General features: G+C 71.1%; 25 protein-coding genes. 8 read left to right on the top strand and 17 right to left on the bottom strand.

Annotated elements, in window-relative coordinates:
- Positions 1-18: 18 nt before the first annotated feature.
- From ACYUED_RS40645 to tdh, 5 genes are read right to left on the bottom strand one after another with little or no spacing between them, the layout of a single operon-like run.
- Positions 19-552, bottom strand: coding sequence for a GNAT family N-acetyltransferase (locus tag ACYUED_RS40645; RefSeq protein WP_491289411.1), 534 nt, complete (start codon positions 550-552; stop codon positions 19-21).
- Entirely contained in the window at positions 549-1,142 is a 594-nt protein-coding gene (locus ACYUED_RS40640) for a helix-turn-helix domain-containing protein (protein WP_491289410.1), read from the bottom strand. The genes ACYUED_RS40645 and ACYUED_RS40640 overlap by 4 nt, the downstream gene beginning before the upstream one ends.
- Positions 1,143-1,181: 39 nt before the next feature.
- Entirely contained in the window at positions 1,182-2,084 is a 903-nt protein-coding gene (locus ACYUED_RS40635; RefSeq protein WP_491289409.1) for a LysR family transcriptional regulator, read from the bottom strand.
- Between the two features lie 37 nt (positions 2,085-2,121).
- A complete protein-coding gene (locus ACYUED_RS40630; protein WP_491294659.1) occupies positions 2,122-3,315 on the bottom strand; it encodes a glycine C-acetyltransferase in 1,194 nt (397 codons plus the stop codon).
- A 19-nt stretch (positions 3,316-3,334) separates the two neighbouring features.
- On the bottom strand, positions 3,335-4,363 hold the full coding sequence (gene tdh, locus ACYUED_RS40625) for an L-threonine 3-dehydrogenase (protein WP_491289408.1): 1,029 nt from the start codon (positions 4,361-4,363) through the stop codon (positions 3,335-3,337).
- A gap of 344 nt (positions 4,364-4,707) precedes the next feature.
- On the opposite strand from tdh, the gene ACYUED_RS40620 reads away from it, so the two are divergent.
- Positions 4,708-5,013 carry a hypothetical protein gene (locus ACYUED_RS40620; RefSeq protein WP_491289407.1) on the top strand — a complete coding sequence of 102 codons (306 nt, stop codon included), beginning with the start codon at positions 4,708-4,710 and terminating at the stop codon, positions 5,011-5,013.
- Between the two features lie 98 nt (positions 5,014-5,111).
- Here the strand turns inward: ACYUED_RS40620 and ACYUED_RS40615 are convergent, their stop codons facing one another.
- The 3 genes from ACYUED_RS40615 to ACYUED_RS40605 all read right to left on the bottom strand — a co-directional run bounded on the left by ACYUED_RS40615 (position 5,112) and on the right by ACYUED_RS40605 (position 7,306).
- Entirely contained in the window at positions 5,112-5,483 is a 372-nt protein-coding gene (locus tag ACYUED_RS40615; protein WP_491289406.1) for a YybH family protein, read from the bottom strand.
- Between the two features lie 33 nt (positions 5,484-5,516).
- Complete coding sequence (locus ACYUED_RS40610; protein ID WP_491289405.1) at positions 5,517-6,233, bottom strand: SDR family NAD(P)-dependent oxidoreductase; 717 nt, start codon at positions 6,231-6,233, stop codon at positions 5,517-5,519.
- A gap of 134 nt (positions 6,234-6,367) precedes the next feature.
- Positions 6,368-7,306, bottom strand: coding sequence for a LysR family transcriptional regulator (locus ACYUED_RS40605; RefSeq protein WP_491289404.1), 939 nt, complete (start codon positions 7,304-7,306; stop codon positions 6,368-6,370).
- Positions 7,307-7,465: 159 nt separating this feature from the next.
- Between ACYUED_RS40605 and ACYUED_RS40600 the strand changes: the two genes are divergently transcribed.
- From ACYUED_RS40600 to ACYUED_RS40585, 4 genes are all read left to right on the top strand, one after another.
- Entirely contained in the window at positions 7,466-7,768 is a 303-nt protein-coding gene (locus ACYUED_RS40600) for a muconolactone Delta-isomerase family protein (protein WP_491289403.1), read from the top strand.
- Entirely contained in the window at positions 7,765-9,009 is a 1,245-nt protein-coding gene (locus ACYUED_RS40595; protein ID WP_491289402.1) for a YbfB/YjiJ family MFS transporter, read from the top strand. The genes ACYUED_RS40600 and ACYUED_RS40595 overlap by 4 nt, the downstream gene beginning before the upstream one ends.
- Positions 9,010-9,022: 13 nt before the next feature.
- Positions 9,023-9,628: a GOLPH3/VPS74 family protein gene (locus ACYUED_RS40590; protein WP_491289401.1), complete on the top strand. Its 606-nt coding sequence runs from the start codon at positions 9,023-9,025 to the stop codon at positions 9,626-9,628.
- Positions 9,629-9,920: 292 nt separating this feature from the next.
- Entirely contained in the window at positions 9,921-10,217 is a 297-nt protein-coding gene (locus ACYUED_RS40585; protein WP_491289400.1) for a hypothetical protein, read from the top strand.
- Between the two features lie 175 nt (positions 10,218-10,392).
- On the opposite strand, the gene ACYUED_RS40580 is transcribed toward ACYUED_RS40585, so the two are convergent.
- From ACYUED_RS40580 to ACYUED_RS40545, 8 genes are all read right to left on the bottom strand, one after another.
- Positions 10,393-10,992, bottom strand: a complete 600-nt coding sequence (locus ACYUED_RS40580; RefSeq protein ID WP_491289399.1) for a TetR/AcrR family transcriptional regulator — start codon at positions 10,990-10,992, stop codon at positions 10,393-10,395.
- A 54-nt stretch (positions 10,993-11,046) separates the two neighbouring features.
- Positions 11,047-11,628, bottom strand: coding sequence for a GAF domain-containing protein (locus ACYUED_RS40575; RefSeq protein WP_491289398.1), 582 nt, complete (start codon positions 11,626-11,628; stop codon positions 11,047-11,049).
- A gap of 60 nt (positions 11,629-11,688) precedes the next feature.
- Entirely contained in the window at positions 11,689-12,288 is a 600-nt protein-coding gene (locus ACYUED_RS40570; RefSeq protein ID WP_491289397.1) for a GTP-binding protein, read from the bottom strand.
- Positions 12,266-12,637, bottom strand: coding sequence for a DUF742 domain-containing protein (locus ACYUED_RS40565; protein WP_266529609.1), 372 nt, complete (start codon positions 12,635-12,637; stop codon positions 12,266-12,268). The genes ACYUED_RS40570 and ACYUED_RS40565 overlap by 23 nt, the downstream gene beginning before the upstream one ends.
- 2 nt (positions 12,638-12,639) lie before the next feature.
- Positions 12,640-13,074 carry a roadblock/LC7 domain-containing protein gene (locus ACYUED_RS40560; protein WP_491289396.1) on the bottom strand — a complete coding sequence of 145 codons (435 nt, stop codon included), beginning with the start codon at positions 13,072-13,074 and terminating at the stop codon, positions 12,640-12,642.
- A 74-nt stretch (positions 13,075-13,148) separates the two neighbouring features.
- Positions 13,149-15,290: a sensor histidine kinase gene (locus ACYUED_RS40555; RefSeq protein ID WP_491289395.1), complete on the bottom strand. Its 2,142-nt coding sequence runs from the start codon at positions 15,288-15,290 to the stop codon at positions 13,149-13,151.
- Between the two features lie 383 nt (positions 15,291-15,673).
- The gene (locus tag ACYUED_RS40550; protein WP_491289394.1) at positions 15,674-16,084 is read right to left on the bottom strand and encodes a VOC family protein; all 411 of its coding nucleotides are present in this window, start codon (positions 16,082-16,084) and stop codon (positions 15,674-15,676) included.
- A gap of 75 nt (positions 16,085-16,159) precedes the next feature.
- The gene (locus tag ACYUED_RS40545) at positions 16,160-16,552 is read right to left on the bottom strand and encodes a helix-turn-helix domain-containing protein (protein ID WP_491289393.1); all 393 of its coding nucleotides are present in this window, start codon (positions 16,550-16,552) and stop codon (positions 16,160-16,162) included.
- Between the two features lie 113 nt (positions 16,553-16,665).
- Here ACYUED_RS40545 and ACYUED_RS40540 point away from each other — a divergent pair, with 113 nt between their 5' ends.
- Entirely contained in the window at positions 16,666-17,052 is a 387-nt protein-coding gene (locus ACYUED_RS40540) for a cupin domain-containing protein (protein ID WP_491289392.1), read from the top strand.
- Between the two features lie 136 nt (positions 17,053-17,188).
- Here ACYUED_RS40540 and ACYUED_RS40535 read toward each other — a convergent pair whose 3' ends face one another.
- Complete coding sequence (locus ACYUED_RS40535) at positions 17,189-18,454, bottom strand: MBL fold metallo-hydrolase (protein ID WP_491289391.1); 1,266 nt, start codon at positions 18,452-18,454, stop codon at positions 17,189-17,191.
- Between the two features lie 383 nt (positions 18,455-18,837).
- Between ACYUED_RS40535 and ACYUED_RS40530 the strand changes: the two genes are divergently transcribed.
- Together ACYUED_RS40530 and ACYUED_RS40525 are read left to right on the top strand one after the other, a co-directional pair.
- Positions 18,838-19,248 (top strand): thiamine pyrophosphate-dependent enzyme, encoded by a 411-nt coding sequence (locus ACYUED_RS40530; protein WP_491289390.1) that lies wholly within the window; start codon positions 18,838-18,840, stop codon positions 19,246-19,248.
- Entirely contained in the window at positions 19,245-20,423 is a 1,179-nt protein-coding gene (locus ACYUED_RS40525; RefSeq protein WP_491289389.1) for a glutamate dehydrogenase, read from the top strand. Before ACYUED_RS40530 ends, ACYUED_RS40525 begins: the two co-directional genes overlap by 4 nt.
- Positions 20,424-20,523 lie beyond the last annotated feature (100 nt).

Here is a 20,523-nt window from a genome sequence, read left to right as displayed (position 1 = left end):
AGCCGCTCCCACTGACAATCACCTGGTGAGAGCGTCGGAGTTCAGTTGCTTGAAGTAGATCGACGTCGGCCTCAACACACCGTCCGGGGCAGCCGCGTAGTCCGGTATCGCGCCGATCCTGGTCCAGCCCGCCGAGAGGTACAGCCCCTCGGCGAGGCTGTCGGTCTCGGTGTCCAGGTGCAACAACGTGATGCCGGCCGCCGCGGCGGCGTCCTCGGCGGTGGCCAGGAGCCTGCGCCCGAGACCCCGTCCTCGGACGTCCCGGTGCACCATCAGCTTGACCAGTTCGGCGCGGTGGCGGCTGTTGGGCTTGTCCGGGAAGGCCAGGCTGACGGTGCCGGCCACCCGGTCCCCGTCGTACGCCGCCCACATGGCGAGTTGCCCGGCGGCGACGCCCGCGGCGCGCTCCTTCCACCAGGCGAGCGCCTCCGCGCGGTCGAGGGGTGCGAGGAAGCCGACGAAGGCGCCGTCGTTCACGGTGTCGACCAGGAGGTCCGCCAACTCCTGCACGCGCGCGTGCAGTTCAGCGCGGTCCAGCCGTTCCACGTTCACGGCAGCACCACCGCCAGTACGTAGCGCACGCCCTCGGGGTCCGCACACCGGAACCGCGTCGGCCCCCACACTCGCAGCCGCAGGCAGTCCCCCTTGTCGAGGTGGTGTTCCACGTCCTGTGCCGTCACGTCGAGCGCTCCTTCCAGGACCCAGATGTGCTGTTCCAGTCCGGGCACGGGCGGCCGGTCGTAGGCGATGTCGGCGCCCCCGGTCAGCCGGCCCTCGACGAGCTCGCCGCGCAGCCCGGCGTGGGGCGGCGAAACTGAGCGGCGAAGGAAGCCGGAGGCCGTGTCCTGCCACACCTGCTGCCCGGCGGCCCGCACCAGCTGGGCCGGTTCGGCCTCGATCTCACTGAGCAGTTGGGACATGGTCCGTCCGTAGACATGGCAGAGCCGGTTCAGCAGCGAGGCGGTGGGGCTGATCTCCGCGCGCTCCGCCCGGGAGAGGGTCGAGCGGCTGACCCCGCTGCGCTCCGCCACCTCACCCAGGGACCAGCCGTGTTCGGCCCTCAGCTCGGCCAGGCGCGCGCCGAGGCGGGTGTCGACGGGGTCCGGGGCGGCCTCCGCTTCGCCTCGCGTCGTCTGTTTCATATCCGGGAATCTATCCCATAAATGAAACAGCGGGTGAGGTCATGTGCCGGCCGCTTCTTCCAGCGCCGCCAGGACCGGACGGATCAGGGGGTGCTCCTCCGCACCGCGCCGCACCGCCGCGAAGACCCGCCGCGTGGGAGCCACCCCGTCCACGGGGCGCACGACCACGCCCGTGAGGTCCATTGCGCGCAGGGCCGATCGCGGTACGAGGGCCACGCCCGCGTCGGCGGAGGCGAGGGCCACGACCGCGCGGAAGTCGTCCGAGGAGTGTTCGAGGCGGGGCTGGAAGCCGGCGCCCTCGCAGGCCAGCACCACCACTTCGTGGCAGGGGTTGCCGGGGTAGGGGCCGATCCACGGGTCCTTGGCCAGCTCGGCCAGCGGGACCTCGGCGACGTCGGCCAGCCGATGGCTCACCGGGACGACCGCGTCGAAGGGCTCGGCGTACAACGGCACATGGATCAGGCGCGGATCGTCGGCGGGCGGCGCCCCGCGGTACTCGACGGCGACAGCGACATCGACCTGGCGATCCAGCACCATCGGCAGGCTGGCGTCGCCCTCCGCGTCCTGGACGCGGATCCGGATGCCCGGCGCGGTTTCGGCGAGGCGGGCGATCGCGGGGGCCACGACCTGGGCGATGCCGGTCGCGAAGGAGGCGACGGTGACCGTGCCGGCCGCGCCCGAGCTGTAGGCGGCGAGCTCCGCCTCGGCCCGCTCCAGCTGGGCGAGGACCGCGTTGGTGTGGCTGAGCAGGATCTCGCCGGCGGGGGTCAGCCGTACGCCCTTGGCGCCGCGCTCGACCAGGCGGTGGCCGGTCTCCTGCTCCAGGGCCGTCAGCTGCTGGGAGACGGCGGAGGGGGTGAGATACAGCGCGGCGGCCGCCGCCGTCACGGTGCGGTGGTCGGCCACCGCACGGAGGATGTGCAACCGCCGCGCTTCGATCATGGGATCGATTGTCTCAAATGCCCCCGTGTGCTCCGGCTCAGCCCTCCAGCTCCGCCCGCGCCCCGACGAAGGCGTCCACGGCGCGGTTCACGTCCTCGGTCGAGTGCGCGGCGGACAACTGCACGCGAATGCGGGCCTGGCCCTGCGGCACCACCGGGTACGAGAAGCCGATCACGTACACGCCCCGCTCCAGCAGCAGCTCCGCGAGGCGGCCCGCCTTCGTCGCGTCGCCGATCATCACGGGTGCGATGGCATGGTCGCCGGGGAGGATGTCGAAGCCCTCCTCGGTCATCCGGCTGCGGAACAGTGCGGTGTTCTCGGCGAGCCGCACGCGCAGGTCGTCCGCAGACTCCAGCAGGTCGAGCACCTTCAGCGAGGCCGCGGCGATCACCGGGGCGAGGGTGTTCGAGAAGAGGTAGGGCCGTGAGCGCTGGCGCAGCAGGGCGACGATCTCGGCGCGGGCGGCCACATAGCCGCCGGAGGCGCCGCCGAGCGCCTTGCCGAGGGTGCCGGTGATGATGTCGACGCGGTCCATGACGCCGTGCAGCTCGGGGGTGCCGCGGCCGCCGGGACCGACGAAGCCGACGGCGTGCGAGTCGTCGACCATGACCATGGCGTCGTAGCGGTCGGCGAGGTCGCAGATCTCGGCGAGCGGAGCCACGTAGCCGTCCATGGAGAAGACGCCGTCGGTGACGACGAGGCGCCGCCGGGCGTCGGAGGCGTCCTTCAACTGCCGTTCCAGATCGGCCAGATCGCGGTTGGCGTACCGGAATCGGCGGGCCTTGGACAGGCGGATGCCGTCGATGATCGACGCGTGGTTGAGGGCGTCGGAGATGACCGCGTCCTCGGGGCCGAGGAGCGTTTCGAAGACGCCGCCGTTGGCGTCGAAGCAGGAGGAGTACAGGATCGTGTCCTCCTGGCCGAGGAAGGCGGACAGCCGCGTCTCCAGCTCCTTGTGCACCTCCTGCGTGCCGCAGATGAAGCGGACGGAGGCCATGCCGTAGCCCCAGCGGTCCAGGGCCTCGTGGGCGGCGGCGACGACCTCGGGGTGGTCGGCGAGGCCGAGGTAGTTGTTGGCGCAGAAGTTGAGGACCTCGCCGGGGCGGCCGCCCGCGGTGACGGCGACGGTCGCGGACTGCGGGGTGCCGATCACGCGCTCGGGCTTGTGCAGTCCGGCGGCGCGGATCTCGTCGAGGGTGGCGCGCAGTTCGTCGCGCACGGAGTCGAACATCATCAATCCCTTGTGGAGGTCAGAGGGTCCAGTCGAGGATGACCTTGCCGCCGCGGCCGCTCGCCGCGTCGGCGAACGCCGCCTCGAAGTCGCGGTATCCGTACCGGCCGGTGATCACGGGCGACAGGTCGAGGCCGCCTTCCAGGAGCACCGACATCGCGTACCAGGTCTCGAACATCTCGCGGCCGTAGATGCCCTTGATGGTGATCATCGAGGTGACGATCCGGGCCCAGTCGACCGGGAACTCCTGGGCGGGCAGGCCGAGCATGGCGATCCGGCCGCCGTGCGTCATGTTGGCGATCATGTCGCGCATGGCCTCGGAGCGGCCGGACATCTCCAGGCCGATGTCGAAGCCCTCCCGCATCCCCAACTCCCGCTGTCCGTCGGCGATTTCGGCCTGCGACACGTTCAGCGCGAGACTCACGCCGATCTTGCGGGCCAGCTCCAGCCGCTCCTCGCTGACGTCGGTGACGACGACGTTGCGGGCGCCCGCGTGCCGGGCCACGGCCGCGGCCATGAGGCCGATCGGCCCGGCGCCGGTGATCAGGACGTCCTCGCCGACCAGCGGGAAGGACAGAGCCGTGTGCACGGCGTTCCCGAACGGGTCGAAGATCGCCGCGACGTCGAGGTCCACCGGGCTGCGGTGCACCCACACATTGGCGGCGGGCAGGGCGACGTACTCAGCGAAGGCGCCGTCCCGTCCCACGCCGAGCCCGACCGTGGCCCGGCACAGGTGCCGCCGCCCGGCGAGGCAGTTGCGGCACTTGCCGCACACCAGATGGCCCTCGCCGCTGACCCGGTCGCCGACGGCGATGTCCGCGACATCGCGCCCGGTCTCCACGACCTCACCGACGAACTCGTGCCCGACGACGAGCGGGGTGCGGATCGACTGCTGCGCCCAGCCGTCCCAGGCCCGGATGTGCAGGTCGGTGCCGCAGATGCCGGTGCGCAGCACCTTGATCAGCACGTCGCCGGGTCCGACGGCGGGCTCCGGGACGTCCGCGAGCCACAGCCCGGGCTCCGCCTTCTCCTTGACCAGCGCCTTCAACGCTACGGCTCCTGTGCGTGAGGTCCCGGATGCGGGCACGCCGAAGCGGTCCGCATCCGGGGAGGGGGGTGGAATCACCCAGCAATCTGCCGTACGGCACCACCCGGGGTCCATCGAGGATTTCTTAAGCCGCGCCGTAGCTCCGCTTCACACCTGCCCGCGCTCGAAGCAGGCGGTCGGCTGCGGTCCAACGGCGGCACTTCCCGTACGACACCGCCGGCGCGCAGTGACTCGGTCGCGCCGAACCCGGCCGCCACCGCCATTCGTGCGGCCACGGGCGAGGTGCCGGTGCGCTCTCCCCCTCCCGTACGAACCGCGGTACGAACCGCAGGAACTCGTCGACGATGAGCGGATCCGCACCGCCGTGCCCGACGTTCTCCTCCACCGCCGGTACCGGGTACTCCGCCTCGGCCCGCTCCCGGCGGCCGGAGCGCCGGGAGTTCCGGACGCGGACCGCTCCCCCGGGCCCGTCACCGAAGTTCTCCATGGTCCGGGGTGAGGACGAGCACGGCGTCGACGTCCGGGTCCTCGATCACCTTCCGGTGGTCGAGGACCGTCCGTACCCCGCCGACGCGCTCGGTGGCCCGGCCCCCGCACGCCGGGTCGTGGTCCGCGACCACCGCACGCGCGCACCCCGTCCGGGGCGGTGAGCGGTGACGGCGAGCGGGCCGCTCAGTCCGAAACCGAGGACGCCGAGACGCGGATCGGTCGAGGTGAGCCCTTTCCGTCGGCCCGGACGGCCGGACGGCTAGTCCAGGCGGGACACCTGGTAGTGGAGGATCGCCCAGCCCTCCGCCCCTCGTTTCACCAGGACGGCGAGCTTTACGGGGAGCGTGGGCCGGTCGGTGAACGAGAAGTCGACGTCCAGGTAGCCGAGTACCAGGTCGTCCGTGAGCCGTCGGGTTTCGAGAATGCGGTACGCCGCCTCCATGCCCGGCGGCTGGGAGTCGTAGTACTCGGCGACGCCCTGCCGTCCGACGCTGTAGGGGTGCAGGCCCTGGAAGATGGCGTCCTCGGTGAAGCCGGACGCGACCCGCTGCGGGTCGTGCGCGTCGACGGCCGACTTCCATCGGTCGAGGACGTCACGCAGGATCGTCTCGGTGTCCGTCGCGGTGCTCATCGCGGGTTCTCTCCTCAAGTGATGTCGAGTGCTTCAGTGTCCGGCGCTCATACCGCCGTCGACATGCAGGATCTCTCCGGTGACGAACGGGGCCGTCTCCAGGTAGAGCACGGCGTCGACGATGTCGCCCACTTCGCCCATCCGGCCCACCGGGTGCAGGGCGGCGAGGAACTCGTGGCTCTCCTGCGGGTGCATGGGGGTCTTGATGGTGCCGGGCGACACGGCGTTGACGCGCACACCGCGGGTGGCGTACTCGATGGCGAGGGACTTGGTGGCGGACTGCAGACCGCCCTTGGTCAACGAGGCAAGCACGGAAGGCACGTTGGCGTCCGCGTTGTCGACCAGGCTGGTGGTGACGTTGACGACGTGACCGCCGCCCTGGGCGAGCAGGTGCGGCAGGGCCCGCTGTGTGAGGTGGAAGAAGCCGGTGACGTTGATGCCGGTCACGGCGGCGAAGTCCTCGGCGGTGTAGTCCGTGAAGGGCTTGGCGACGAAGATGCCCGCGTTGTTGACCACGGTGTCGATACGGCCGAACCGCTCGACGGCCGCCGCGACGACCCGCTCGGCGGTCGCCGGGTCGGCGATGTCGCCCTGCACGGTGAGGACGCCGGCGTCGTCGACGGGGGCGATGGTGCGCGAGGTGGCGACGACGGCGTGGCCGAGCTTGCGGTAGCCCTCGACGAGGGCGGCGCCGATGCCCTGCGACGCGCCGGTGATGATCGCGACCTTGCTCTTGGTGGCCTCGCTCATGGTGACCTTCTCCTCGATGAATCGGTGGACGACCGACTAGACGACCGGTCGACTATTCGCAAGGTAGGTCGGGAGGGCCGGCGGTGGAAGGACCGGTTTCCTTCTGTGCGGGAGGCGCAGCCTCCCAGTACAGGTCAGCCCGGGATCGCGTACGGATCGTCGGCGGGCAGCCAGGCGTCCGGGGCGTGGATCCCGAGGTCTCCCACCCCGTCGCAGAGGGCGTCCACGGCGGCGAGGACCCCCGCCCTGTCCTCGCCTTCGCGCCACACCAGCGACCAGGTCCAGTAGACCTTCGGGGCGACGATCTCGCGGCGGACCAGGTCGGGCGGGAGCGGAGTGGTCTGCCCCTTGGGCGAGTTGAGGACCGGGCGGCGGCAGCGGCGGACGTGGTCGAAGAAGGCGGGGCCGGTGATCGCCCCGTCGGAGATGCGCACCGTACGGGCCCCGGTGACCTGCGCCAGCTCCTCGGCGTAACCGTTCCAGGACGCCCAGGAGGTGACGTCGTCGTCGATCAGGACGTCGCTGTCCCGCGCCACCACATCCGGTACGTCACTGCTGTCACCGCCCTTGGCCACGGCGTAGAGCCGGTCGGCGCCGAGGAGGCGGGCTCGCAGCCCGAGCCGTTCGAGGTCCTCGGTGCGCACCCAGCACACGGCGAGATCCAGGCTGCCGTCGGCGACCCGGGCGGCCTGGGTGTGCGAGGGGGCGACCCACGCGTCGACATGCACCTGTGCCACCGCGGCCGTACGCGAAGTCAGGTCCGGAGGAAGCCAGTTGACGTAACCGAGCCGTACGGACTCGGAGCCCGAGAGCCGGCCCGCCCGGCGCTTGAGGTCGTCGGCCCGGTCCAGCAGGGCGCGGGTGGACGGGAGCAGGGCGGCTCCGGCCGGGGTGAGGGACACCGAGCGGCGGTCCCGGTCGAACAGCCGCACCCCCAGGTCCCGTTCGAGCGCCTTGATCTGCTGGGAGAGCGAGGGGCCCGCGATGAGCAGCCGCTCGGCGGCCCGGCCGAAGTTCAGCTCCTCGGCGACCGCGACGAAATACCGCAGCTGGCGCAGTTCCACGCGCGCCATGCTACGCGCGCTGGGAGGCTGCGCCTATCAGCAGCGAGGAAGCCGGTCGTGGCATCGATGCTGGTGGCGGGCGCACGATGAGGGCCGCAGCGGACTTCCGAATGCCACTGAGCCACGGAGCCTCGGAGGGACGGAGCAACGGAGCAACGGAGAGAGAGCATGCGAGAGTTCCTGGTCGAGATCACCACCACCATTCCCGAGGGCACCGGACAGGACGAGGTCGACCGGCGCCGCGCCGCCGAGGCCGTCCGGGCGAAGGAGCTGGCCGCCACGGGCCGTCTGGCCCGACTGTGGCGCCCCGTGGGCGAGTTGCGCAGCATCGGCGTGTGGCGCGCCGCCGACGAGGCGGAGCTGCACGAGAAGGTGCTCGGCACCCTGCCGTTGCGCCCGTGGATGACCCTCTCCGTCACCCCGCTCGAGTCCCACCCCAACGACCCGGGGCGGGGCGACGGCACGCGATGAGCGTCCCCTCCCCCCGGACCCATGTCGCCCAGGCCGCGGCGGCGCTCGCGGCAGGCATGGGCGTCGGCCGCTTCGTCTACACCCCGATCCTGCCCCTGATGCACATCCAGGCGGGTCTGTCCGCCGGCGCAGGCGCGCGCCTGGCCACCGCCAACTACGTCGGCTATCTCCTCGGGGCGGTCGCGGGCATCCTGCTCCCCGCCCTGGTGCGGTCCCGCGCCGTCCTGCGCTGCTCGCTGCTCGTGCTGACCGCGACTCTCGCCGCGATGCCGCTCACCCACAACACGGCGGTGTGGGGCCTGCTGCGGCTGGTGGCGGGGGTGGCGAGCGCCCTGGTGTTCGTCGTCGCGGCCGGGTCCCTCCTGCACCATCTGCGGGAACATCCGCCGCACCTGTCCGGCTGGGGGTTCGGCGGTGTGGGCGGCGGCATCGCGCTGTCCGGCCTGCTGGTGCTGGTCCTGCGGTCCGTGGCCGACTGGCGGACCGCTTGGTGGGCGTCGGCCGCGCTCGCCGCGCTGCTCACGGCCGGCTCGTGGAACCTGCGGCCGGAAGCCGTGGCACCGGCGGCCGCCCGGACATCGGGGATCACGGCAGCGCGCACGCACCGCTGGTTCGGTGCGCTGTTCGTGAGCTACACCCTGGAGGGCGTCGGCTACATCGTCGCCGGGACCTTCCTGGTCGCGGCGATCGGGCAGGGCTCCCCCGGCTGGGTCGGCACCGGCGCCTGGGTGCTGGTGGGACTGGCCGCCGTACCGTCGGCGGCGCTGTGGGCCCGGCTCGGGCGCCGCTGGTCCCGCCCCGGTCTGCTGTTCGCCGCGCTGGTGGTCCAGGCGGTCGGCATCAGCCTGCCCGCCCTGATCGGCACAACGGCCGCCGCGCTCGTCTCGGCGGTCCTCTTCGGCGCCACCTTCATCGGCGTCAGCGCCATCGCCCTGGCCACCGGGGCCGACCTGCGCTTCCCCCGCTCGGTCGCACTGCTGACCGCCGGATACTCCGTCGGGCAGATCCTTGGCCCCCTTGCCGTCGCGCCGGTGCTGCACCACGGCTACCACCAGGCCCTGCTGCTGGCCGCCCTCGTGGTCCTCGCCGCGGCGGCAGCCGCCGCCGTGCTGCGGATCGGCTTCCCGCACCACATGGTCGTAGTACGACACACAGCACCGCAGCAGCAGCGAGAATCGGCGGAGAACACCCGGTCCGCAGAGGCCGGCCCCGACACGCTCGCCCCGCACTCGGCCAACTGACGTGGAGCCGCTCATGAACACCGCACGGGACCTCGCGATCGTCGCCCTGGAGGTGGCGCCCAGCCGTCCGGTGGAACAGGGCGACCTGTCGCTCGCGCTCGCCGGAGCCGAGGTGCTCGACCTCATCGAGGCACTGGCGCTCGCGCTGGAGGACGACCGCATTCTGCCCAGCGCCCAGTCACCCACGGGCGACCGCCTGTTGGACGAGGCCGCCGCCGCGCTCGTACGGCAGGAGCCTTACGAGTCGGTCGAGGACTGGCTGTGGCGGCGGGGCCGAGGACTGTCCTCGGCCTATGTCGACGACCTGGAGCGGATCGGGGTGACGGCCCGGGCACGCGGCCGCCGCATCCCTCTGCGCAGCGCGCGGACCGAGCTGGTCGACTCTCCGGCCCGGCGCCGGGCCGAGGAGCGCTGGGCAGCGCGCGAACCGGTCCTCACCGCCCTGGCCGCCAGCGCCGGGATCCACGACGACCCGGCCGAGGACGCCGCGGAACTGGCCGGTGATGCGGTCACGACCGTACTGGCCGCCGTCGGCGACGCGGTGATGGAGCTGGAGGCCGTACGCCAGCGGCGGCAGATCGAGGATGCCGCCTTCGACAACGTGTGGCGCGGTTACTAGGTGTATTGATCACAAGCGTCATTGACATTGGCGATCCTGAACATGGCGAAGACCTCCGATGTGGTGGAGCTGTCTGGGAACACACCGCACGGAGGTCTTGGTGTCCCACCGTAAAGCCCGGCTGACCGTTCACGGCAGGCGGCTGGTGGTCGAGCGTGTCCGCTCGGGCCGCCCAATTGCTCACATGGCCGCCGAGATGGGCATCTCCGAGCGATTTCCGGCAGCGTAGACTAGGATCCGCCGCTAGCCTCACTCGATCGACCGTTGCTCCCGCAATCGACAGGAGGCCCCAATGATCGGCGTACTCGTGACTTTCACGCGGACCGAAAAGTTCGATCGTTCAAATCTCGCAAAGATTGCCGGCGACCTCCGCGGACCGTTTGAAGGCATGGCCGGCCTTCGCTTCAAGAGCTTCATGCTCGACGAAGACGGCGTTCAGGCAAGGAACTTCTACGCGTGGGATGACGAGGGGAAAGGCCGCTCCTTCTTCACGGAGGAACTCGTCGACAAGGTGACGGAGATTTATGGCGCCCCGCCCAAAATCGAATACCTCGATATCGTGGGGTTCGTCGACAACTCCGGCACCTGATACTCAAGGAAGCTGTCGCGCAAACCATTGAGTGATGCGCGATGGGCGCTGCTTCGGCGGCGCCCCGAAGCCATTCACACCGCCGGCGAGACCCAAGGGCAAGATCAACCTGACCGACACCGATTCGAAAAGACCTGACCCCGGATCGGATGATGATCGCGACTCGATACACGCCCTAGGAGACGGTGGCCCCCAGCAGAGCCCGGCAGTTGTCCCACAGGGGGCTCAGCCGGCCGGTGCTGTTGTAGAGCTTGGCGAACATCACCTGGCCCTCGAGCTGGGCCACTACCGCGCGGGCCGACTCCCGCGTGTCGGTCACGGTGACCTCGCCGCGCTTCAGGGCCTCGGCGATCACCGCTTCGACCATGTCGACCTGCGCGTCGAAGATCTCCTGCAGTCGCCCGCGGACGGCCTCGGTCCGGTTGCTCAGCTCCAGGGTGAGATTCCCGAACAGACAGCCCGAGACGGTGCCGCAGCCCTGCTGACCGGCGCGCTGGCCAGCCTCCGTCTCCTCGAACAGCGTGCGCAGCCGCTGCAGCGGCTGCGCGTCGCCGCCCAGGACGCGGGCCCAGTCGCGCTGCTGGGCGGCCCAGTGCTCGTCGACGACGGTGAGCGCCAGGGCCTCCTTCGACTCGAAGAAGTAGTAGAAGCTGCCCTTCGGCACGCCGGCCGCCTTGCAGATCTCGGCCACGCCGAGGCCCGTGTAGCCGCGCCCCTCGATGAGCGAGCGCGCGGCACCGAGGATCTTCTGCCTGGCGTCACTGGTTCGTCCCACGCGGCAAGTGTACGTAAGTACTAGACCGGTCGGCTAGCAAGCGGCGGCTGTCCGTCAGAGCAGCGGGAGCCCGTCCGCCTCCCTGCGCTCCAGTCGGGCCACCAGATCCGCCGCCGACGACTTGATGGTCTCCAGGCCGGGCTTCCCCCAGGGCCGCGGCTCGATGTCGACGACGCACACCGTGCCGAGCACCATCCCCGTGCTGTCGATCAGCGGGGCGCCCAGATAGGAGCGGATGCCGAACTCGTCGACGACCGGATTGCCCGCGAACCGGGGGTAGTCGCAGACGTCCTCCAGGACCAGGGCCTTGCGCCGCACGACCACATGCGGGCAGAAGCCGTGGTCGCGGGCCAGCTCACGGCCCAGGACGGGTGTGGTGCCGTCGGGCTTCACCACGGGTCGCGCCACGTTCGAAAGGTGCAGGCCCGCGAAGAACTGCCGGTTCTCGTCGATGAAGTTGACCATGGCGTACGGCGCCCCGGTGAACTCGGCGAGGTGGTCCGCGTAGGCGTCGAGGGCGGGGTCGGGGTGTTCTCCCAGGCCCAGCCGGCTCAGGCGCCGGGCCCGGGCGGGGGCCTCCTTGTCCTCGGGGGTGAGCAGCAGACGACCGGCCGGGTGCGACGGGTCGTACGTCATGGGCGGGCTCCGTCACTGTGGACGCAGGGCATATACGGGCTCCGTGGCGGTGTGCGGGGATCACATGTGGGCGCCGTGGCTCGGCGCGTGTGCGGGGGCATGGGCGATGAGGTGCCGGACGAGGGTGAGCAGGGTCTGGACTCCGGAGCTGGAGATCCGGGCGTCGCAGGGCACGACGGGAATCTCCGGGGGCAGGTCTATGGCGGCACGGACTTCCTCGGGGTCGTAGCGGTAGGAGCCGTCGAACTCGTTGATCGCGACGATGAAGCCGAGGCCCCGCTGCTCGAAGAAGTCCACAGCGGCGAAGCACTCCTCCAGGCGCCGGGTGTCGGCGAGGATCACCGCGCCGAGCGCGCCCTCGGAGAGTTCGTCCCACATGAACCAGAACCGCTCCTGCCCGGGTGTGCCGAACAGGTACAGCACGTGTTCCGGGTCGAGGGTGATGCGGCCGAAGTCCATGGCCACCGTCGTCTCGACCTTGTTCTCGATCCCTTCGAGGCTGTCGGTCGCGGCGCTGACCGTGGTGAGCAGTTCCTCCGTGCTGAGCGGCGCGATCTCACTGACCGCGCCCACGAAGGTCGTCTTGCCTACTCCGAACCCGCCCGCCACAAGGATCTTGAGTGCGGTGGGGAAGGGGTCAGAGCTGTCGTCGTAGTCCATCGAGCACTGCCTCCAGAAGGGCCCGGTCAGTCGGGTTGTGGTGGAACTCGGGGGGCTTGGTGGTGAGCGCCCCGCAGTCGACGAGGTCCGACAGAAGCACCTTGGTGACCACCGCCGGCAGCTTCAGTTGGGCGGCCACCTCGGCGACGGACACGGGCGCGCGGCACAGGTCGAGCGCATGTGCGTGCTCGGGGCCGAGATAGCCGAGAGGGGTGGCTCCCGTGGCCATCACGTGCGACAGGAGGTCGAGTGCGATGGTGGGCCGGGTGCGGCCGTTGCTGACCGTGAAGGGGCGCACCAGCCGACCGGCCGCGTCGTCGAGCCATGGCCCGTCGCCGACCGTCGCCACGCTCAAGGCCTCATCGCCGTGGGTTCGACGGAGTGCTGGCGGGGCGCGGTGACCAGGTAGGGGCGGACGCTCTTGACCAGCATCGCCATCTCGTAACCGAGGACCGCCGCGTCGGCCTCGCGGCCTGCCAGCACGGCGAGACAGGTGCCCGAGCCGGCGGTGGTCACGAACAGCAGGGTCGAGTTGAGTTCGACGACGACCTGACGGACGTCTCCGCCTTCGCCGAAGCGGACTCCGGCGCTGCGGCCGAGGGAGTAGAGGCCGGAGGCCAGTGCGGCCATGTGGTCGGCGCTGTCCGGGTCGAGGCCGTGGACCGACTTCACGAGCCCGTCGCAGGACAGGAGCACCGCACTGGTTGTGTGGGGTACGCGCTGCACGAGGCCGCTCATCAGCCAGTCGAGATCGGATACATGGCCGGTCGGCGCATCGCTCGCCATGGTGGATCGACTCCTTGGGGTACGAAGGTCCGCGGGAGCGGTGGGGGTGGGTACGGGGGTGGAAGCGAAGGTGGTCATCCGGCTGGCGCGCTCCCGTCGTGCCGGGTGGGGTGGTCGGTGCCGCGCGCGGACGCGGGGCGCGCCTCGGCTATGTGGGCGGGGTCCATGTGCGGTACGTCGATGGAGGACGGCCTGAAGGTGGCGGTGGCGTCCATGTGGCGAGCGTCCAGGGACGAGGTCGGGAACATGGGTGAGAGCTCGGTGTGAGCGGGGTCCATGAGGGGGCGCAGATCGATGCGAGGCGCCTGTCCCATGGGCTCCGGCTCCAGGTGCGCCGAGCCCGTCGCATGTTCCGGCTCCATGTACGCCGACGCTGTGTGCGTCGGCCCCGTGTGCTCCGATGCGGTGTACCTCGCCCCCGTGTGCTCCGGCTCCAGGTTCTGCTGGGCCTCGGCCAGGCCGACGCCACGCTGGAAGGCCGCCATCAGACCCGGGTCGTGGCCGGCGAGGTACTCGCTGTCCTGGCGTGGTGCCGGGCCGTCGCGCAGTTGGGGCGCGATGTGTTCCTGGGCACGGCGACGGGGCAGTTGGGGCTTGCCCATGGTGCCTCGGACGGTGCCGGTGCGAGGCGTGGGCGGCGCGGCCCCGTTGTCCGCGACCAGGCGCCGGTCCTCCGGCCTGATGCCGGGCAGGGCCTCCGAGGGGTTGGCTCGCTCCTGGTGGGTGCCGCGCATGGGAAGCGGTGCCGGTCCGGCGCCGCCCGGCGTGCTGCCGTTGAGCGTGCTGCCGCCGTGCGTGCTGCCGTTCGGTGCGGGAGCCGCTGGGCGCGCGGCCTCCCCGTGTTGCGGACGGCGCGGTGCGGGCGGCTCGGACGGGACGTGCGGTGCGACCTCGGGTGCGGGCGGCGCCTGGAGGTGCGGTTGCGGGGATCGCGGCGGCACGGGCGAACCGGCCGCGCCCATCGCCCCTGGGACACCTTGCGGCTGGGGCACGACTCCGGGAACGCCCGGTTTCGAGCCCAGCAGCCCCTGCGGTACGACGAGTACGGCCTGCACCCCGCCGTAGATGTTGGTCTGCAGGCGGACGTTGATGCCGTGCCGCCGGGCGAGCTGGGAGACGACGAACAGTCCGATGCGGCCGTCCGCGAGCAGGCTCGCGACATTGACCTGGTCGGGGTCGTCGAGCAGGGCGTTCATCTTCTTCTGCTCGGCGACCGGCATGCCCAGTCCGCGGTCCTCCACCTCGACGGCGAGGCCCGAGGTCACGAGGTTGGCGCGCAGCAGAACCTGGGTGTGCGGGGCGCTGAACACCGTGGCGTTCTCGACGAGTTCGGCCAGCAGGTGGATGACGTCGGCGACGGCGTGGCCGCGCAGGGTGCCGTCGATCGGGGGTACCAGCTTGACCCGGGAGTACTGCTCGACCTCGGCGATGGCGGAGCGCAGCACCTCGGTCATGGAGACGGGGTGGCTCCACTGCCGGCGGGAGACGGCGCCGCCGAGGACGGCGAGGTTCTCGGCGTGGCGGCGGATCCGGGTGGCGAGGTGGTCGACGTGGAAGAGGCCCTTGAGCAGGTCGGGGTCCTCGATCTCGTTCTCCAGCTCGTCGAGGATCGAGATCTCCCGGTGCACCAGGGACTGCAGCCGCCGCGCGAGGTTCACGAACACCTCGAGCTTCTGTTCGCTGCCCGCCTGGCTGGAGAGCTGGGCGGCCTGTACGACGGCGGTGACGGCGCCGTCGTGCGCCCGGGTCAGATCGGCGGCGAGCAGTTCGAAGTCGTCGGCGTCGTCGGGCGGACCGCTGCGCGGCTTGCGCCGGGGCGGGGCCTCGCCGTGGCGCAGCGACTCGACCAGGGCGCGCAGATCGGCCTCGCCGCGAGCGCTGCTGCGGCGCAGGGCGCCGATGCGGTCGCTCACGGACTTGGCGGCTCGGTCGGCGGCCACGGTGGCGATCAGGATGCCCGCGAGGGTCACCGAGGCGGCACCGGCAAGCACACCCCACAGCGTGAGGCCGGGCCGCGCTCCGGTGGAGCGGACGGTGAAAAGGACCGCCGCTGCGGCGCTCAGGGCGACCGCGATCGGCGGCAGCACGGCGAGCCGCATCAGCTGGGGCCGAATGCGGGCCTCGGGCAGCGAGGGAACGGGACGGGCGACCGGCCGTCCGTGCCGCCCGCCCTCGCGGCGGTCTGCGCGTGCGGCCGGTGCGCGAAGGTGAGACATCGGTGTCCTCGTCGTACTGGTTCCGTCGGTGCCTGGGGCGCGGGCTGCGCGGTTCGGGCACGCATCGCCCGATGGACACTCACAGTAGTCGTCAACCCATCATGTGCGGTGGGCAGTTGACAAAGTCCCACGCAGAGCGTCCCGCTCTGGTATGAGGCTTCGTACGACAGACCGATAAACCCAGCGGGTACTCGATCTCGCCGCGCAACGGATCGATCAGAGCTGGTCAGAAGCGGTCATGGAAAAACGGTGAGGGCCGGGGAGCAATTACTCCCCGGCCCTCACCGAATGCCCTTTTCTGTTTCGCCGCCGCTCCACCGGGGCCATTTCAAGGCACTCCGCATCCCCGGAATTCATCCCCCGAACATCACTCAGCGTATCGATCAACCCTTGGGTTGGGTGAACCGGATGCTGTTGCCGAAGGGGTCGCGGAGGCCGCAGTCGATTCCGTACGGGCGCTCCGTGGGCTCCTCGGTGAACTCGACGCCCTTGGCCTTCAGGGTCTCGTACGTCTTGCGGCAGTCGTCGGTACTGAAGATGAGGAACCCGCCTGTCGCACCTTTGGTCAGCAGGTCGCGGACCTGTTCCGCGGTCTCCTCGGACAGCCGCGGCGGGCCGGGCCGCTCCAGCAGGACCTCGCGGTCCGGCCGGCCGGGGACGTTGACGGTGAGCCAGCGCATGAAGCCGAGGTCGGCGTCGGTGTTGACGTCCAGGCCGAGCTTGCCGACGTAGAAGTCGAGCGCCTCGTCCTGGTCGAGGACGTAGATCTGTGAGTGCGTGATTGCTGTGAACATGTGCATCACGCTACGAGCCCGGCACCGCGAAAACTTATCCAAAACTGCTCAGCCGGCCGAAGGACGAGCAGACTCTCAGGCGCTCGGCCGCATCCACGCCATCGTGAAACAGGTGGGGACGTCCAGTGCGACGGCCTGCTTGCGGTACTCCCGCGGCGACCGGCCGACGACGTCGCGGAACGTGCGGCTGAAGGTGCCCGGGCTGCCGAAGCCGACCTCGAAACAGATGTCCGTGATCCTGCGGTCGGTCTCCCTCAGCAGGAACATGGCGCGCTCCACGCGTCGGCGCTGCAGGTAGCGGTGGGGCGTCTCGCCGAACGTGGCCCGGAAGGTGCGCGCGAAGTGGGCCGGGGACACATGCGCGATCCGCGCCAGGGCCGGCACGTCCAGCGGCTGCGCGTACGCGCGGTCCATCGCGTCCCGGGCCCTGAGCATGCGGCGATTGGTCTCTTCGGCGGCGCGGCTCACGCCGCCATCACACCATGGTTCCGCGACTGCCTCTCCCCCGGTTCCGGCAGCCCGGGACTAGCCTGGCGACGAGACGTGGCCGCCGCTCGACGGCCCGTGCGGAAGGAGCCGTCATGGACCATGGACACGATGAGGTTCGCGTGGCCCGTCCCGGCGACCGGAGGCCCGGACCGGGCACTGAGGGGATGGACCGGCAGGAGGCCTTCGCCACCGCGGGAATGTGGTCGGGATTCGTCCGCACGGAACCCGGGGCGGTCTCCGGCTGGCACCACCACGGCGACCACGAGTCGGTGATCTACGTCGTCACCGGGGCCCTCAGGATGGAGTTCGGCCCGGACGGCTCGCGCACGGTCGAAGCCGGTCCCGGCGATTTCCTCCACGTACCGAAGGGCGCCGTGCACCGGGAGAGCAACCCCTCCCCGGAGCCCGCCGACATCATCGTCACCAGAGCCGGGACCGGGCAGTCCACGTTCAACGTCGACGGACCCGCACCGGGCTGAGACGCGACCCTCACCACGCGGAAACGGCACGTCGTCCCGCAGCGCGCCGGGGCGGACCGCTCCCCCGCCGCATCGGGGCGGCTCATGGCCCGCCCCTGCACGCCCGGTCAGCGCATCGCCGCTCTCCGCGAAGAGGTCAGCCCGCCGACACCGTCTCGGGCTCGCCCGTACCCTCTGCCGACTTGCCCTGCCCCGTGCCGTCCGCGTCGGCCTGGGCGCGGGCGGCGGAGGCGACGGCCGTCTTCGTCACGGCCTCCGTGAGGGCGTCCGCGGCCGGCCAGCCGCCTGCCGGGGCCTGGGCCACGGCGCGCCACCACGGCTCGGACGGGACGGTCTCCGCGGTGGGCTCGAAGGGCTCGCCGGGGCGGGGCAGTGCGGCGCGGGAGCCGGTGGCGTGTGCGGCCGCGACCGTGCCCTCGCCGGGCTCGGCCCAGGGGTGCGTCGCCAGGTTGAAGGTCGCCCAGTGGATCGGCATCATCACGCCGTGCGGCTCACCGCCCTGGAGGTCGAGGTGGGCGCGCATGCCCTCCTCCGGCGTCATGTGGATATCGGGCCAGAAGTCGGAGTACGCACCGATCTGGATCATCGTGGCGTCGAACGGCCCGTGCTCGGCACCGATGTCCTTGAAGCCGTCGAAGTAGCCGGTGTCACCGCTGTGGAAGATCCGGTGCTCGGCGCCGGCGACGGACCAGGAGGCCCACAGGGTGTGCTGGGTGTTGCGCAGGCCGCGGCCGCAGAAGTGGCGGGCCGGGGTGGCCGTCAGGGTGAGGCCGCCGACCTTGGTCGCCTCGTGCCAGTCCAGCTCGCGCACGCGGTCGGCCGAGACACCCCAGTGTTCGAGGTGGGCGCCGACGCCGAGGGGAACGGCGAACAGCGTGTCCGTGCCGGCCAGGGCCTTGATGGTGGGCAGGTCCAGGTGGTCGTAGTGGTCGTGCGAGATGACGACCACGTCGACCGGGCCGAGCGCGGCGAGCGGCAGCGGCACCGGGTGCAGCCGCTTGGGCCCGACGAAGGAGAACGGGGAGCAGCGCTCACCCCACACCGGATCGAAGAGCACCCGCTGACCGTCGATCTCGGCGAGCACACTGGAGTGCCCCATCCAGGTCAGCCGCAGCCCGGTGGCGGGCGGCCCGGCGATGTCGGCGAGCGTCGTGGGGTGCACCGGCACCGTGCCTTTCGGGGCACGCCGGGGTCGCTCGTCCTTGTCGAAGAAGACCTTCGCGAAGTCGACCGCCGAACCGGAGGGCCGCGTCCGGGCGGTACCCCCGGGATTCTGGAAGACCCCGTCCTTGAAGTGGGGCGATCTGCGGATGCGCGCAAGGCGCTCACCGCTCGGGTCCGCGCCGAAGGCCGCGGGCTGCAGCGCGCGGAGCCCGGAGCTCAGGGAACGGAAACCGGACACGGTACCTCCAGATGGAGTGGGTGAGGCATTCCATTATGGTCGGCGCCTCCGACAACACCTGTGTCGTCCGGGCTCGGCGGCTGCTTTCCAAGAAAAGCCCAAAGATGCGGCAACCAATGACCTCTACGAAGTAGAGGTCCCCTTGCCGCTGCCCCGGCTCCCCCCGCGCACCGCCGCACCCACCTCCCGCAGGAACCGGGCCCACCGCTTGGTGAACCGCGGACCGTCGGCGTCCATTCCCGCCACGATGCGCACCGAAGGCTGCTGATGATCCGTTCAGCACGTTGACAGGGTGTGCCCCCGCTTCCGATACTGAATGGGCATTCAGTACGATTCAGTAGTCGTCAGTCGGTGAGCAAACCTCACGGCCTGCTGGAGGCACCATGTCCGTCCTCCCTGCCGAGCTGGTTCCACCGAGCGACGAGCAGCACGACATCGTGGAGCCGACGGGTGCGCCCGCACGCGAGGAGATCCGCCCATGCGGCCGCTACCGCAGCGACGGCGGGCCGCAGTTCACGGTGCAGGAACCGGCCGCCGCGGTACGGCTCCGACTGCCCTTGCCCATAGTGGTGTTCGACAACGGCGGGTACGGCGAGATCCGCGACGGGATGAGGGCGCGCGGCGACACCTCCACCGCGGCGGACCTCCCGCCGGTCGCCCTGTCGGACCTGGCCCGCGCCTACGGCGGACACGGCACGCGCGCGTGCGGCCCCGAGGACTTCCGCCGCGGCCTCACCGCGGCCCTCGACACCCCCGGACCCACCCTGATCACCATCCGCGAGGAGATCGCATGACCGCCCCCCTGATGTCGCTCACCTGGACCGACCACCTCACCGGCCGCCAGGGTTTCCTGGTCGTCGACCGGCTGGTGCGCGGCGTCTCCAGCGGCGGGCTGCGCATGCGCGAGGGCTGCACCCTGGACGAGGTCGCCGGGCTCGCCCGCGGCATGACCATGAAAGAGGCGCTGCATTACAACCCCGAGGGCCGCTACGTCCCTCTCGGAGGCGCCAAGGGAGGCATCGACTGCGATCCCCGGGACCCGGGGGCGTACGCACTTCTGGTGCGCTACCTGCGCGCCATGAAGCCGCACATCGAGAGCTTCTGGACCACCGGAGAGGACCTCGGGCTCACCCAGGAGCTGGTGGACCGGGCGGCCGTGGAGGCGGGTCTTGTGTCGTCCATCCAGGCCGTGTACCCGCTGTTGGACGACGAGGCGACGGCGCGGCGGCGGCTCGCGGACGCGTTCGCGGTGGAGGTGGACGGCATCGGCCTGGACGAGTTGGCCGGCGGCTGCGGGGTCGCCGAGTCGGCGCTGGCGGCCCTGGACCGGGCGGGCGTGCCGTATGCGCGGACGCGGGTCGCCGTGCAGGGCCTGGGCACGATGGGTGGGGCCACGGCACGCTTCCTCGCGCGCGCGGGGCTCAACGTCGTGGCCGTCGCCGACATCAAGGGCACGATCGCCAATCCGGCGGGCCTCGACGTCGAGGCGCTGCTCGGCGCGCGGGACGCGTACGGCACTGTGGACCGCACGGTCCTGCGCCCCGGCGACCGTGAACTGCCCGGCGACGCCTGGCTGTCGGCCGAGGCGGAGGTGCTCGTGCCGGCGGCGGTGTCGTACGCGATCGATGTCGCCAACCAGGAGCAGATCACAGCCCGTTGGATCGTCGAGGCGGCCAACATGCCCGTCCTGCCCGAGGCGGAGGAGCTGCTGGCCGCGCGCGGGGTGACCGTGCTGCCCGACGTGGTCGTCAACTCCGGTACGAATGCCTGGTGGTGGTGGACCCTGTTCGGCGACATCGGCCCGGACGCGGAGGAGGCGTTCGCCCACACCCGCCGCTCGATGCGCGCCCTGATCGAGCGGATGCTGGCCCGCGCGGAGGCCGACGGAACGACCCCGCGCGCGGCAGCGCACGCCATCGTCGCGGACCGGCTGCTGGTGATCGCGGAACGGTTCGGCTGGTACCGGTGACGGCGGCCCGCCAACTGCTGTCCCCGGCCCTGTTCGACCCCGGCTCCTGGAGGCGTTCCACCGGGTGGAGAAGTCGCTGTCCGGCGGACGACTCCGCCAG

The organism is Streptomyces sp. DF42, from assembly GCF_058267695.1.
The sequence above is the reverse complement of the archived record's forward strand: the minus strand, read 5'-3'. Positions and strand labels throughout refer to the sequence as shown.